At 33.1% G+C, this 1,479-nt stretch carries 2 protein-coding genes and 1 pseudogene; all 3 read right to left on the reverse strand.

The genetic code is table 11. The annotated features are described in order from the left end of the window. Window positions 1-97, reverse strand: a pseudogene (locus FNK51_RS26215) (DUF1259 domain-containing protein); the annotation flags it as partial. A 247-nt stretch (window positions 98-344) separates the two neighbouring features. After that, a complete protein-coding gene (locus FNK51_RS26220; protein ID WP_286178905.1) occupies window positions 345-809 on the reverse strand; it encodes a hypothetical protein in 465 nt (154 codons plus the stop codon). Window positions 810-1,125: 316 nt separating this feature from the next. Continuing rightward, the coding region (locus tag FNK51_RS26875; RefSeq protein WP_181762363.1) for a hypothetical protein at window positions 1,126-1,479 on the reverse strand (354 nt) is incomplete at its 5' end.

Below are 1,479 nucleotides of genomic sequence, written 5' to 3' on the forward strand. Positions count from 1 at the left end.
GATTTATGGTTGTCACACATTTTCCACCCGCAAACCCTTCTTGTCCGCCGATAATTCTAGCAAACTTTTGACAAATTAATTCATCATTAGATGCCATCTATTCATCCCCCCCTAATATTAATAGGATATGAATCAATGAATAGATCCGAAACGGATATGAATCTATTTTGAAATGAAAATTATTTTTATATCTTATTTAAACTATCCTGCTCCTGTTAGCTCCATAAGAAAAGAGCTGATCATCAAAGCTCACTAATGAACTAATGCACCCGATGGTTGTATAAGAAAAGGAGCTGCTGATCAGCTTCTGATAATGAAATATATCACCCGTTAATTCAACAAAATCACTTAACTTTATTATGCAGTTCAAATGACTCATCAAAGCCATCCCATTTTACAATAATTTGTATAACTTCATCTTTACTTACTTTTGATCCACCTTCTGAACTTCCACTATTTGTAAATACTTTTTCGCTAGGTGGTTCAGTGTATGTCTCTGTTTTACTACCGCTTTCAGTGATTGTTTCATAAGTGTATTCAAGTTTTTTCATGGAAGACAGCTCTTCCAAAGACCCCTTATATTTTAATATAAGTTCATAGCTATCTTCGTTAGAGTATGCAGTTTTACCGTCATCTTCTTCCCATAATTCGGTTCCTTTATAAGAATATTCGGCTTCCCAATGTTCGCTTTCTCCTATGAATTTATAATCATTGTTAATGGTTTTCGGATTATTATCTTTGTTAGTGGTGTCCGAAACACAAGCTGTTAAAACCATTATTATAAATAATACGGTGAGTATTTTTTTCAACTTAACTCCTCCTCAATGATCGAATTGAATCCTTGTTCAATTTTACCATTTAAAGGGTTTCGGTTGGATTTCTATTGGGAAATTTTTTTGCACCTATCCTCCCCCTTTATTTTTATCAATACTTTTATCAATAGCAATGATATTCTCTTTTTCTGCTATCTTTTTATAATCTTCACTCTCAACCGTTTTTTGAACCATTTCACTTAACATAATCTATTCTTCAGAGGAAGGTTCATACCATTGTTCAGTCAGAAACTATTTTCCGAATATATACAAATTTGCTCCTAAACTTATTATCAATAGAAAAAGCAAAATCTTATTCTTCATATATCCCTATACCTTTGTCTTTCTCGATAGTCCCCACCTCGTGTAATTCATTTAAACGACTTAAACTCTCTTCTTTATTAAAAGAACTATGCCAACGATAATCATATTGATCCAATATACGGTAATGGTTACTAATCAAATTTTGTTGCAAACGAAAATCCCCTCTATCCTCGATTTCTTTCCACCATATCTTACCACCCATTGTTTTTTCTTTAGGCGTACCACCATTTTTTATAGCAATTAACTGAACAAATTCAACTGGATTGTCACCAATAGATGCTATCAACAATTGGCTATGATTAAACAAAGCACAAAATGCAACAACGGTGGTCCAATTGGCTTC

It is taken from the genome of Bacillus sp. B4EP4a, from assembly GCF_006680105.1.
Classification (GTDB): Bacteria; Bacillota; Bacilli; order Bacillales; family DSM-1321; genus Peribacillus; species Peribacillus simplex_E.